Annotated in this window: 7 protein-coding genes and 3 rRNA genes; 5 read left to right on the forward strand and 5 right to left on the reverse strand. The window is 64.1% G+C overall.

What is annotated here, in order from left to right; translation table 11 throughout:
- Positions 1-39 precede the first annotated feature (39 nt).
- Complete coding sequence (locus OHB04_RS25535; protein WP_326689986.1) at positions 40-654, forward strand: hypothetical protein; 615 nt, start codon at positions 40-42, stop codon at positions 652-654.
- Between the two features lie 13 nt (positions 655-667).
- Here OHB04_RS25535 and OHB04_RS25540 read toward each other — a convergent pair whose 3' ends face one another.
- On the reverse strand, positions 668-1690 hold the full coding sequence (locus OHB04_RS25540; RefSeq protein ID WP_326808396.1) for an RDD family protein: 1023 nt from the start codon (positions 1688-1690) through the stop codon (positions 668-670).
- A 107-nt stretch (positions 1691-1797) separates the two neighbouring features.
- Between OHB04_RS25540 and OHB04_RS25545 the strand changes: the two genes are divergently transcribed.
- From OHB04_RS25545 to rrf, 4 genes are all read left to right on the forward strand, one after another.
- On the forward strand, positions 1798-2805 hold the full coding sequence (locus OHB04_RS25545; RefSeq protein ID WP_326689988.1) for a stage II sporulation protein M: 1008 nt from the start codon (positions 1798-1800) through the stop codon (positions 2803-2805).
- Between the two features lie 474 nt (positions 2806-3279).
- Positions 3280-4808, forward strand: a 16S ribosomal RNA gene (locus OHB04_RS25550).
- A gap of 302 nt (positions 4809-5110) precedes the next feature.
- Positions 5111-8233, forward strand: a 23S ribosomal RNA gene (locus OHB04_RS25555).
- Positions 8234-8332: 99 nt separating this feature from the next.
- Positions 8333-8449 (forward strand): 5S ribosomal RNA (gene rrf / locus OHB04_RS25560).
- Together the 16S, 23S and 5S rRNA genes form the textbook arrangement of a ribosomal RNA operon.
- Before the next feature lie 146 nt (positions 8450-8595).
- On the opposite strand, the gene OHB04_RS25565 is transcribed toward rrf, so the two are convergent.
- Genes OHB04_RS25565 through OHB04_RS25580 form a run of 4 tightly spaced genes read right to left on the reverse strand, consistent with a single transcriptional unit; the run spans position 8596 to position 12877 of the window.
- Positions 8596-9906 carry a DUF58 domain-containing protein gene (locus tag OHB04_RS25565; RefSeq protein WP_326808397.1) on the reverse strand — a complete coding sequence of 437 codons (1311 nt, stop codon included), beginning with the start codon at positions 9904-9906 and terminating at the stop codon, positions 8596-8598.
- A gap of 18 nt (positions 9907-9924) precedes the next feature.
- Entirely contained in the window at positions 9925-10890 is a 966-nt protein-coding gene (locus OHB04_RS25570) for an AAA family ATPase (protein WP_326689990.1), read from the reverse strand.
- Positions 10887-12143: a DUF4350 domain-containing protein gene (locus OHB04_RS25575; RefSeq protein ID WP_326808398.1), complete on the reverse strand. Its 1257-nt coding sequence runs from the start codon at positions 12141-12143 to the stop codon at positions 10887-10889. Before OHB04_RS25575 ends, OHB04_RS25570 begins: the two co-directional genes overlap by 4 nt.
- Positions 12140-12877 carry a DUF4129 domain-containing protein gene (locus tag OHB04_RS25580; protein WP_326808399.1) on the reverse strand — a complete coding sequence of 246 codons (738 nt, stop codon included), beginning with the start codon at positions 12875-12877 and terminating at the stop codon, positions 12140-12142. Before OHB04_RS25580 ends, OHB04_RS25575 begins: the two co-directional genes overlap by 4 nt.
- Positions 12878-12880: the final 3 nt, after the last annotated feature.

The following is a 12880-nucleotide window of genomic DNA, read 5'->3' on the forward strand; positions in this document are numbered from 1 at the left end:
CTCGACCTCAGCCCACCGCACCGATCCCGGACACCCCTCATGCCCCGCGGCCGATATTCGCTTCATGATCCGCACGATCACACCCCTCTTGGCGAAGAGCACTTCCACTGCGCCACCGGCCCCTCCGGCTGGCGCTACGTCTCCCAACTCACCACCCCCACAGGCGAACACGCCGGCTCCGTCGACCTCACCCTCGACGAACTGGGACGCCCTCTCCGGCTCGAACTGCACGCCGCCAGCTGGCAGGTTCGCGGCGCTGCGCTGGAGGGCGTCACCTGGGTGCGCACAGACCCCACGGGCGAGCATGCCCAGGAGGGCAACGTCGCCGCCCACTCCTTCACCGGGGCTTCCCCCGCGTTTCTCGTCGCGACATCCCGGCTGTTGCGCCCGGCTCCCGGTGACAGAGCCACACGCATCCGCCTCGTCGCCCTCACACCCCCCGTCCTCGCTCCCCGCACTCTCGACCAGTCCTGGGCGCTGCTGAACAGCGAAGCACACGCCACTGACAACGGCCCCCTCGTCGTGGAGAATTACCAGGTCAACGACCTGGAGACAGGCGAGCAGCACGCCGTGCACCTGGCCGGTGACGTCGTCCTCGCGGCCCCCGGCATCGAGCTGGAGGACCTCGAGACCCCGCCCTCGACCTTCACATGACGCCAGGCTCTGCCTACGCCGGCGGCACGAACCCCGTACGAGGCGGCCCGGCCTCTTCGTCCGGCGTGCCCCGCCCCGCCCCGGGCCCGGACGCCGCAGACGGACGAGAGGCAGACGAGACACCGTGCCCCTGGGATCGAGACCGGGCAGCGGCCGTCTCCGCTTCGGCACCCGACGGGGCCAGCCACCCGCCGGCACGCCGTACGCCGTCCCCGACAGCGCCCGTCGCACGGCCGCCCTCGAGGGCCTCCGCCCACGATTCCGTGCCGACTGAGGCCTTCGCCGCCCCGGCGAAGGCCCGCCGTGCGTCCCTCGCCTGCCGCTCGGCCACGACCCCGGACAGATACTCCGCAGCGGACACCTCCCGTGGAGACGGAGTGCCCGTCCACGCCGTGACGTCGTCGGCAAGCAGCTCCGCCATGGACTGGCTCACAGCACTGTCCAACTGCCCGGCCCGCATCAAGTACTGCCGTACGGCCAGCCACAGACCGTCCGGTACCCGTGAAAGGTCCAGCTCGCCCAGCCGACCCGCAAGCCACGGCGGGGGAGGCGGCACCGGCGCTCTTCCCCGCGGCACCGGAATACGTTCCCGTACCACCAGCGTCCCCGCGAACACGTCCCCCAGCCGACGCCCCCGCGTCGACACCAGCGAAGCGATACACGCGACGACCCCGAACAAGAGCTGGATCTCCACGACCCCCAGGGCCCCACGCACCAGAGCATGCCGAAACCGGATCGGCCCCCCGTCCTCACGCACGACCCGCAATCCGGCCGCCAGCTTCCCCAAGGACCGCCCACCGCTCAGTGTCTCGATCGCGATCGGCACCCCGACAAGGACGAGCAGGAACAACCCCACCTGCACCGCGGCGAACGCCGCCTCGTCCAGCGAAGCAGTGGCCAGCAGCAGAGCCATCGTCAGCGACAGATAGAGGGTCCAGGCGAGCAGGAGATCTATGACGACAGCCAGCGCCCTGCTCGGCAGCCGGGCCGTACGCAGCCCGAGCACGACAGCATCGCCCGTGACCAGTTCGCTCACCACGCGCCCCCTCTTCATCCGGTCGGCCCGTCGGACTCCCTGCCCCGGCCCAGTCTCGCAGCACCGCAGCCTCTTCCCCCTGCCTGCAAACCTGCCAAGCTCTTCCCATGGACCTGGATGTCTTCGCCTCGGCCCACCGCGCCGAGTGGGACCGGCTGGACGACCTGCTGCGCCGTCACCGCCGCCTCACAGGTGCCGAGGCCGACGAGCTGGTCACGCTCTACCAGCGCGCCGCCACTCACCTGTCCCAGGTCCAATCCAGCGCTCCCGACCCGGCCGTCACCGGCCACCTCACCAGCCTCGTCGCCCGAGCCCGCAGCGCGGTCACAGGTGCACGCACAGCGTCCTGGCGTGACGCGGTCCGCTTCTTCACCGCCGGATTCCCGGCGGCGGTCTACCGCTCACGCCAGTGGTGGGTCCCTACCGCGCTGCTCTGCACGGTGGTGGCCGCGCTCATCGGATGGTGGGTAGGCACCCACCCAGAAGTCCGCTCAACCATCGGAGCCCCTGAACATCTCCGAGAGATGACCCGTCCCGGAGGCCAGTACGAGGCGTACTACTCCAGCCATCCGGCAACCTCCTTCGCGGCCCAGGTCTGGACGAACAACGCCCAAGCCGCCGCGATCTGCCTGGTGTTCGGTGCCTTCTTGGGCCTTCCGGTGCTGTGGGTGCTCTTCCAGAACGTGCTCAGCCTCGGGATCGGCCTTGGTCTCATGGAGTCGGCAGGCCGCCTCGACACCTTCCTGGGCCTGCTGCTCCCCCACGGCCTCCTGGAGCTGACCGCGGTCTTTGTGGCCGCCGGCACTGGTCTGCGACTCGGATGGACGGTCATCGACCCGGGCCCGCGCAGCCGCAGAACGGCACTGGCGGAGGAGGGCCGCTCAGCGGTCGGCATGGCCATCGGCCTGGCGGCCGTGCTGTTCGTCTCCGGTGCCATCGAAGCCTTCGTCACCCCTTCCGGCCTGCCGACCTGGGCTCGTCTCCTCATCGGAGCAGCCGCCGAAGCAGCCTTCCTGATCTACGTCTATGTCCTCGGCCGACGAGCGGCGAGGGCCGGAGAAACAGGAGACATAGCCGCATCGGACCGGCCCGCCGGGGTACCCGCAGCCTCCTGATGTGCGGAGGACCGCAGCAACCTGCTACTGTCCTATCCGCCCCAGAAAACCGTTGACACGGCAGACTGCGGGTAGTAGATTCGAACAGTTGCCTAGAGCTGGACGAGCTCGGCAGCAACAGTTAGTGTCTCTCTTGCTTCGAAACGAAAGAAACCGGCAACGGTATTTCGCGAAAGAAGCACCCCGATCTTCTAGTAGATTCGATCTGGTAGAGTCGGAAACACCGAAAGGGAAGCGCCCGGAGAAACCGGTGAAATGGTTTCGAAGGAAGCGTCCGTTCCTTGAGAACTCAACAGCGTGCCAAAAGTCAACGCCAGATATGTTGATACCCCGACCTACCGGGTTTCCGGTGGGTTGAGGTTCCTTTGAAGAAACACACAGCGAGGACGCTGTGAACCGGGGGATTATTCCTCTCCTGGTTCCGCTCTCGTGGTGTTGTACCGGTGGTGGATTCGTCTGCTGGCCGAGTAAACATTCACGGAGAGTTTGATCCTGGCTCAGGACGAACGCTGGCGGCGTGCTTAACACATGCAAGTCGAACGATGAAGCCTTTCGGGGTGGATTAGTGGCGAACGGGTGAGTAACACGTGGGCAATCTGCCCTGCACTCTGGGACAAGCCCTGGAAACGGGGTCTAATACCGGATATGACATCCTCCCGCATGGGAAGGGTGTGGAAAGCTCCGGCGGTGCAGGATGAGCCCGCGGCCTATCAGCTTGTTGGTGGGGTGATGGCCTACCAAGGCGACGACGGGTAGCCGGCCTGAGAGGGCGACCGGCCACACTGGGACTGAGACACGGCCCAGACTCCTACGGGAGGCAGCAGTGGGGAATATTGCACAATGGGCGAAAGCCTGATGCAGCGACGCCGCGTGAGGGATGACGGCCTTCGGGTTGTAAACCTCTTTCAGCAGGGAAGAAGCGAGAGTGACGGTACCTGCAGAAGAAGCACCGGCTAACTACGTGCCAGCAGCCGCGGTAATACGTAGGGTGCGAGCGTTGTCCGGAATTATTGGGCGTAAAGAGCTCGTAGGCGGCTTGTCACGTCGGATGTGAAAGCCCGGGGCTTAACCCCGGGTCTGCATTCGATACGGGCAGGCTAGAGTTCGGTAGGGGAGATCGGAATTCCTGGTGTAGCGGTGAAATGCGCAGATATCAGGAGGAACACCGGTGGCGAAGGCGGATCTCTGGGCCGATACTGACGCTGAGGAGCGAAAGCATGGGGAGCGAACAGGATTAGATACCCTGGTAGTCCATGCCGTAAACGTTGGGAACTAGGTGTTGGCGACATTCCACGTCGTCGGTGCCGCAGCTAACGCATTAAGTTCCCCGCCTGGGGAGTACGGCCGCAAGGCTAAAACTCAAAGGAATTGACGGGGGCCCGCACAAGCAGCGGAGCATGTGGCTTAATTCGACGCAACGCGAAGAACCTTACCAAGGCTTGACATATGCCGGAAAACCCTGGAGACAGGGTCCCCCTTTGGGTCGGTGTACAGGTGGTGCATGGCTGTCGTCAGCTCGTGTCGTGAGATGTTGGGTTAAGTCCCGCAACGAGCGCAACCCTCATTCTGTGTTGCCAGCGTGCCTTTCGGGGTGACGGGGACTCACAGGAGACTGCCGGGGTCAACTCGGAGGAAGGTGGGGACGACGTCAAGTCATCATGCCCCTTATGTCTTGGGCTGCACACGTGCTACAATGGCCGGTACAATGAGCTGCGAAGCCGTGAGGTGGAGCGAATCTCAAAAAGCCGGTCTCAGTTCGGATTGGGGTCTGCAACTCGACCCCATGAAGTCGGAGTTGCTAGTAATCGCAGATCAGCATTGCTGCGGTGAATACGTTCCCGGGCCTTGTACACACCGCCCGTCACGTCACGAAAGTCGGTAACACCCGAAGCCGGTGGCCCAACCCCCTTGTGGGGAGGGAATCGTCGAAGGTGGGACTGGCGATTGGGACGAAGTCGTAACAAGGTAGCCGTACCGGAAGGTGCGGCTGGATCACCTCCTTTCTAAGGAGCATCTTGCTGCCGCAAGGCAGTCAGGGGCCACAACGTCAGCGAGTGTCTGACGGTGGTTGCTCATGGGTGGAACGTTGACTATTCGGCACGGTTCAACTGTTTGCGCTGGTACTGCTCTTCGGAGTGTGGAAGGTGTGGGTGGGGGAGTCGTGCCGGGCGCGCTGTTGGGTGTCTGAGGGCATGGCCGCTTGGCTGGGTCTTCGGTGCCGGTCCCGGTGAACTCGCACGTATGTGGCGGGGTGGTGGGTGGCTGGTTGTTGTTTGAGAACTGCACAGTGGACGCGAGCATCTGTGGCCAAGTTTTTAAGGGCGCACGGTGGATGCCTTGGCACCAGGAACCGATGAAGGACGTGGGAGGCCGCGATAGGCCCCGGGGAGCTGTCAACCGAGCTGTGATCCGGGGGTGTCCGAATGGGGAAACCCGGCAGTCGTCATGGGCTGTCACCCGCCGCTGAATGTATAGGCGGTGTGGAGGGAACGCGGGGAAGTGAAACATCTCAGTACCCGTAGGAAGAGAAAACAACCGTGATTCCGGGAGTAGTGGTGAGCGAAACCGGAGGAGGCTAAACCGTATGTGTGTGAGACCCGGCAGGGGTTGCGCATGCGGGGTTGTGGGAGCTTTCTTGATCGGTCTGCCGGCCGGTCGGTGAGTCAGAAACCGTAGTGGTAGGCGAAGGGCATGCGAAAGGCCCGGCGTAGAGGGTAAGACCCCCGTAGCTGAAATCATTGCGGCTCACTTGAGAGCCACCCAAGTAGCATGGGGCCCGAGAAATCCTGTGTGAATCTGGCGGGACCACCCGTCAAGCCTAAATATTCCCTGGTGACCGATAGCGGATAGTACCGTGAGGGAATGGTGAAAAGTACCGCGGGAGCGGAGTGAAATAGTACCTGAAACCGTGTGCCTACAAGCCGTGGGAGCGTCGCATCAAGTGCTTGCACTTGGTGTCGTGACTGCGTGCCTTTTGAAGAATGAGCCTGCGAGTTTGCGGCATGTTGCGAGGTTAACCCGTGTGGGGGAGCCGTAGCGAAAGCGAGTCCGAATAGGGCGTTGAGTAGCGTGTTCAAGACCCGAAGCGGAGTGATCTAGCCATGGGCAGGGTGAAGCGGCTGTAAGAGGTCGTGGAGGCCCGAACCCACCAGGGTTGAAAACCTGGGGGATGACCTGTGGTTAGGGGTGAAAGGCCAATCAAACTCCGTGATAGCTGGTTCTCCCCGAAATGCATTTAGGTGCAGCGTCGTGTGTTTCTTGCCGGAGGTAGAGCACTGGATAGGCGATGGGCCCTACCGGGTTACTGACCTTAGCCAAACTCCGAATGCCGGTAAGTGAGAGCGCGGCAGTGAGACTGTGGGGGATAAGCTCCATGGTCGAGAGGGAAACAGCCCAGAGCATCGACTAAGGCCCCTAAGCGTGTGCTAAGTGGGAAAGGATGTGGAGTCGCAGAGACAACCAGGAGGTTGGCTTAGAAGCAGCCATCCTTGAAAGAGTGCGTAATAGCTCACTGGTCAAGTGATTCCGCGCCGATAATGTAGCGGGGCTCAAGCACACCGCCGACGTCGTGTCATTGCAGCATGAAGCCTTAACGGGTGTTGTGATGGGTAGGGGAGCGTCGTGTGCCGGGTGAAGCAGCCGTGGAAACGAGTTGTGGACGGTTCACGAGTGAGAATGCAGGCATGAGTAGCGATACATGCGTGAGAAACGTGTGCGCCGATTGACTAAGGGTTCCTGGGTCAAGCTGATCTGCCCAGGGTAAGTCGGGACCTAAGGCGAGGCCGACAGGCGTAGTCGATGGAGAACCGGTTGATATTCCGGTACCCGCTTTGAAGCGTCAAACATTGAATCAGGTGATGCTAAGTCCGTGAAGCCGCCCTGAGCTCTTCGGAGTGTAGGGGAGTGGTGGAGCCGACGGTCCAAGCTTGTAGTAGGTGAGTGATGGGGTGACGCAGTGAGGTAGTCCAGCCCGGGCGGTGGTTGTCCCGGGGTAAGGGTGTAGCCCGTTGTGTAGGTAAATCCGCGCAACTTTTGGGGTGAGACCTGATGCCGAGCCGATTGTGGTGAAGTGGATGATCCTGTGCTGTCGAGAAAAGCCTCTAGCGAGTTTCATGGCGGCCCGTACCCTAAACCGACTCAGGTGGTCTGGTAGAGAATACCGAGGCGTTCGGGTGAACTATGGTTAAGGAACTCGGCAAAATGCCCCCGTAACTTCGGGAGAAGGGGGCCACGCCTGGTGATGGGATTTACTCCTTGAGCTGGGGGTGGCCGCAGAGACCAGCGAGAAGCGACTGTTTACTAAAAACACAGGTCCGTGCGAAGCCGTAAGGCGAGGTATACGGACTGACGCCTGCCCGGTGCTGGAACGTTAAGGGGACCGGTTAGTCACATTTCGGTGTGGTGAAGCTGAGAACTTAAGCGCCAGTAAACGGCGGTGGTAACTATAACCATCCTAAGGTAGCGAAATTCCTTGTCGGGTAAGTTCCGACCTGCACGAATGGCGTAACGACTTCTTGACTGTCTCAACCATAGGCCCGGTGAAATTGCATTACGAGTAAAGATGCTCGTTTCGCGCAGCAGGACGGAAAGACCCCGGGACCTTTACTATAGCTTGATATTGGTGTTCGGTTCGGCTTGTGTAGGATAGGTGGGAGACTGTGAAGCGGACACGCCAGTGTTCGTGGAGTCGTTGTTGAAATACCACTCTGGTCGTGCTGGATGTCTAACCCGGGTCCGTGATCCGGATCGGGGACAGTGTCTGGTGGGTAGTTTAACTGGGGCGGTTGCCTCCTAAATGGTAACGGAGGCGCCCAAAGGTTCCCTCAGCCTGGTTGGTAATCAGGTGGTGAGTGTAAGTGCACAAGGGAGCTTGACTGTGAGACTGACGGGTCGAGCAGGGACGAAAGTCGGGACTAGTGATCCGGCGGTGGCTTGTGGAAGCGCCGTCGCTCAACGGATAAAAGGTACCCCGGGGATAACAGGCTGATCTTCCCCAAGAGTCCATATCGACGGGATGGTTTGGCACCTCGATGTCGGCTCGTCGCATCCTGGGGCTGGAGTCGGTCCCAAGGGTTGGGCTGTTCGCCCATTAAAGCGGTACGCGAGCTGGGTTTAGAACGTCGTGAGACAGTTCGGTCCCTATCCGCTGCGCGCGTAGGAGTCTTGAGAAGGGCTGTCCCTAGTACGAGAGGACCGGGACGGACGGACCTCTGGTGTGCCAGTTGTTCTGCCAAGGGCATGGCTGGTTGGCTACGTTCGGGAAGGATAACCGCTGAAAGCATCTAAGCGGGAAGCCTGCTTCGAGATGAGGACTCCCACCAACTTGATTGGTTAAGGCTCCCTGGAGATGACGGGGTTGATAGGCCGGATCTGGAAGCCCAGTAATGGGTGGAGGTGACCGGTACTAATAGGCCGAGGGCTTGTCCATAGAGGCTCGCGTCCACTGTGTAGGTTCTGAGACAGCAACCACGAGCACCCGCCCCCACTTTGTGGGGGTTGGTTGTGCCGGTTGTGTGTTTCATTGTGTTTCGGTGGTCATAGCGTGAGGGAAACGCCCGGTCTCATTCCGAACCCGGAAGCTAAGCCTTACAGCGCCGATGGTACTGCATGCGGGAGCGTGTGGGAGAGTAGGACACCGCCGAACTTTCTTTAGGAATAGCCCTGTTGGCTCCGGCCGGCAGGGCTATTTTTTTATGCCCAAAAACGGTTCGCCTGGAAATCTCGGAATCAAGACCCCATGAGTCGAGACGTTGCCGGCCCGCGAATGTTGTTTGGTGGCTGTATCCGGAATCAGAGGCGCCCGGATGTCTTGAGCGTCAGATACGCATCAGCGAGTGAGGGAGCCAGATCCGCAGGGGCAGCGTCCACGACGGTTACGCCGTATTGGCGTAGGCGTTGGGCTGTTTCCTGGCGTTCCTTCTGTGCCTGTGAGGCTGCTGCCGCGTTGTAGACGGCATCGAGCGTTCCTCTTGCTCGGGCCATTTCCTGGATCCGCGGGTCTGCGACTGAGGCGACGAGCATGTTGTGCCGTTGCGTAAGAAGAGGGAGCACCGGCATGAGTCCCTCTTCCACGGGTGCGCGGTCGAGCCCTGTCAGAAGGACGAGCAGAGACTGGTTCGGTGCCATGCGCATGGCTTCTGTGGCGAGTCCCAGTGTGTCGGATTCGACCAGTGCGGATTCGACGGGGGCCATCGCGTCGACCAGGGCGGGGAGGACCTGGCGGCCGGTGCGGCCCTTCACGCTGGCGCGGACGGTCCGGTCGTAGGCGAGCAGGTCCACCCTGTCGCCGGCGCGCGAGGCCAAGGTAGCGAGCAGGAGCGCTGCGTCCATGGCCACGTCGAGGCGGGGGACGTCACCGACCCGCCCCGCTGAGGTGCGGCCTGTGTCCAGGACCAGGAGAACTCTGCGATCGCGCTCCGGGCGCCAGGTGCGGACGGCAACATTGGACTGCCGTGCTGTCGCGCGCCAGTCGATGGAGCGGGTGTCATCCCCGGCGACATAGTTGCGGAGGCTGTCGAATTCGGTGCCTTCGCCCCGGGTGAGGATGCTTGTGCGGCCGTCGAGTTCACGGAGGCGGGCCAGCTTGCCGGGCAGGTGCTTGCGGCTGGTGAAAGGGGGGAGGACACGCACGGTCCAGGGCAGGGCGTGGTGGCCTTGACGGGCAGCGAGGCCAAGAGGGCCGTAGGAGCGCACCGTGACGCGGGACGCTTTCCGGTCGCCGCGGCGAGTTGGCTGGAGGGGCGTGGTGAGGCGTTGGCGTTCCCCCGCCGGGACTATGACGTAGTGACGACTCGCCTGAGGCATTGCGTCGTGAGACCAGCTGCTTGGTGGCCAGGCATCGCGGATGCGCGCGCGCAGGATGCGCCTGCTGGGGTTGGCGACAGCAAGTGAGACGGATACCTGTTCGCCTAGTCGAACTGAGGTATCACCGCTTCGAGTGAACAGCAGCCGATTGACTGGTGCGGCGCGTGCGAGGTCATAGAGGATTGCGAGCAGCAGGGGAAGTTCGACGGCGAGCAGGCCGGTCCAGCCGGGCAGAAGTAGGCCGACAAGAAGCGCTCCGAGAGCGGCGACAAGTGCTGTTCGTCCGGTGAGGGCCATGGAACTGGTTCCGATCTCTCAGCGGGGGACCGGGACATGGGCGAGGATCGAGCTGATCACACTGTCGGGGGTGACGCCCTCCATCTCTGCCTCGGGGCGGAGCTGGATGCGGTGTCGGAGCGTGGGCAGGGCGAAGGTCTTGATGTCGTCAGGGATGACATAGTCGCGGCCGGTGAGCCAGGCCCAGGCGCGGGAGGTGGACAGCAGGGCGGTGGCGCCTCGGGGTGAGACGCCGAGGGAGAGCGAGGGGGAATCGCGAGTGGCACGGCAGATATCAACGATGTAGCCGGTGACCTGGTCGGCTACGGAGACCTTGGCAACGGCGGCTCGTGCTGCCTCGATTTCGGCGGAGCCGGCGACAGCCTGGACGCCGGTCGCTTTGAGGTCTCTCGGGTCGAAACCTTCGGCGTGACGGGTGAGCACGTCGATCTCGTCGTCGCGGGAGGGCAGGGGGACGTTCAGCTTCAGCAAGAAGCGATCGAGCTGGGCTTCGGGGAGGGGGTAGGTGCCCTCGTATTCGACTGGGTTCTGGGTGGCCGCGACCAGGAAGGGCTCCGGCAGGGCGCGGGGCGTGCCGTCGACCGATACCTGCTGTTCCTCCATGGCTTCCAAGAGGGAGGACTGTGTCTTGGGCGGGGTGCGGTTGATCTCGTCCGCGAGAAGAAGGTGAGTGAAGACCGGCCCGGGCTGGAAGGAGAACTCGGCTGTACGGGCGTCGTAGACCAGCGAGCCGGTGACATCGCTGGGCATGAGATCGGGGGTGAACTGAAGGCGCTTCGTGTCGAGGTTGAGAGCGGTGGCCAGGGTCCGGACAAGGAGGGTCTTCGCGACGCCGGGGACGCCCTCCAGCAGCACATGGCCTCGGCACAGCAGGGCTACGACGAGCCCGGTGACGGCGGCGTCCTGGCCGACGACGGCTTTGGAGATCTCCAGGCGGAGCGCCTCAAGGGCGCTGCGGGCGCTGTCTGCGGAGGGGGCGCTCACGAGAGGTGATCCTTGTCTGTGGGTGATGAGGCAGAGGTGTGGGATATGCGGTCCTTCTCGAACCGGTCCAGATCGTCGGCGAGTTGAACGAGGTCGTCGTCGTTCTGTGGGGGCGGGCCGAAGAGGAGGGCGTGGACAGCTGGCCCGTCCGGCGCTGGGGCGTCGGGAAGGGGTGGGGCCGGCGAGTGGCCGGTCAGGGCGGGAATCAGTATTTCGGGGATGTGTGCCTGGGGATGGGGGACGCCGACCAGGGCGGCGAGGCGTGAACGGCTGGCGGTTCTGAGGGCTTCGGCCGCGTGTCCTCGGGCGTTGGCCCTGCGGTAGAGGCGGGCTCTTCCTTCGGTGGCCTCGGCGGCTGGGACGGCCACGGGGAGTTGCTCGTGGACGAGCGGGCCCAGGCGGCGTGCGCGCCACAGGACGGCGAGCGCGGCGGCGACAGCTAGTTGGAACGCTCCCCAGGTCCAGCCGGAGGGGATTAGACCGAAGAAGCTTCGCTGCTCCGCTTCGGGAGGAGCGGTGTCGGAAGCGGAGGGGAGATACCAGAGGAGCTGCGAGCGGGCGCCGAGGAGCTGGAGGGCGAGGGAGGCGTTGCCGTGCTGGTCGAGACGCTCGTTGTAGAGAGGATCGGGCGCGCCCAGTAGGACGGTGTCGGTGGAGGCGGCGCCGTCGGAGGCCGGGGCGGGGAAGTGGAGGAGGGAGGCGTGGCCTTGGTTGTGATAGCAGGAGTCGGCCTGCTTGGTGTTGGCCGAATAGCGGAAGCCGCCTAGCTCCGTGTCGCCGGCACGGCGAGCCGCAGGGAAGTCGCAGTCGGGGGAGGCCGGCTGGACCGGAGTTGGGGGAAAGGTGCGTACGCCGGAGGTGAGGGCGGTGGTGGCCTTGGGGCCGGGAGCGAGGAGCACGGTGCGTCCGCTGCGGCGTGCGGCTTGGTGGATCTCTTTGCGCTGGCGGCTGTTGAGGGAGTCGGGGAAGGGGACGAGGAGGGTGGTGCCCGGATCTGTCTGGGCAAGGACCTCGGCGGAGCTGGTAAGGATTTTGGTGCTCACGCCGTGGTGGGAGAGGAGTCTGGAGACGGCTTTGCTGCCATTGGGCGCGGGGGAGCGAGGGTCGAGGACGCCGTCTTCGCCGCCTGAGCGAAGGGCGGCAAGCGTGAGGCCGGCCACGGCCAGAATCGCGGCGGCCAGGAGAAGTCCTCGGGCGCGGCGCCACACCTGTTGAGCGGTGGGGGAGGTGGAGGTAGGGGCGGAGGTGCTCAAGCGCTTCCTCCGCGTGGGGTTGCGGCGGTATCGGGAGCGCTGGATTCGAGGTGAGGGGCGGTGCGCTGGAGAGTGGTGTCCAGGTCGGCAACGCGGGTGTAGGTGTGCTGGTCGGCGGGGCGGTCGGCGTAGGTGACCTCGTCGAAGGCGTGGGCCGCGGCGCGGAGGTCGGCGGCGTGGCCAGGGAGGGCGTGGCCCGCTTCGAATGCTGCCTCGTCGGAGGTGCGGCCGGGTCGGGGGTCGAGGAGGGCGCGCTCTTCGAGGGAGCGGACTATGGCGCGCATCCGTTCCTGAAGGGCTTGGCTCCAGCGGGCCTCGGCGGCGTGGGCCTCGGCGGCGGCGCGGTGTTCGGCGGCGCTGCGGGGACCGTCGGCGAAGAGAAAGCTGCGGGCGGAAGTCGGCTCGGCGCGCAGCTTGCCCAGGCGTAGGCGGAGAGCGACGACGAGGAGGATGAGCACGACGGCTACGGCGGTGAGGCCGACCCAGCCGCCAGGGGCGGCTCCTGCGGCGGTGCTGAGGAGATCGCCGACGCGGTCCCACAGCCAGTCGATGGTGCGCTGAAAGAGACCAGGATCGTGCTCGTGGTATTCGGGCTTGGACAGCTCGCGTTCGGCGTCTTCGCGGGCGGGCAGCCGAGGGGTGGTGACCGGCACGTCGCCGTCTCCACCCTGAGCCGTCGCCTGGTGCAGCACGGCGGCGGGGCGGGTCAGGGTGCCGGCGAGTCCTCCCGTCATCGC

It is taken from the genome of Streptomyces sp. NBC_01775 (assembly GCF_035917675.1).
Lineage (GTDB): Bacteria > Actinomycetota > Actinomycetes > Streptomycetales > Streptomycetaceae > Streptomyces.